General features: G+C 78.2%; 1 pseudogene. It reads left to right on the top strand.

Annotation, left to right across the window (positions count from 1 at the left end):
- Positions 1–312: pseudogene (locus PUR26_RS02035) on the top strand (serine/threonine protein kinase); the annotation flags it as partial.

Here is a 312-nt window from a genome sequence, read left to right on the forward strand (position 1 = left end):
CGGCGGCAACGGCGACTGGAACCGTCCGCCGTCGCGTGACACGCCCTCGACGCCCAAGACCGACGCCCCGACGCCGTCCGACGACCCGCCCTCGTCCCCCGGCACCACCGAGGGCACGGACGGGGGTACCAGCACCGGTACGGACGCCGGGACGAGCACGGGCACGGACGCGGGTACCAGCACCGGTACCGACGCCGGGACGAGCACGGGCACGGACGCGGGTACCAGCACCGGTACCGACGCCGGGACCACCGCGGGTACCGACGCGGGCGCGGCCGCGGGGACGGACGCCGGGACGGCCGCGGGCACGGC

Origin of the sequence: Streptomyces sp. SP18CS02 (assembly GCF_036322365.1) — a bacterium.
Lineage (GTDB): Bacteria > Actinomycetota > Actinomycetes > Streptomycetales > Streptomycetaceae > Streptomyces.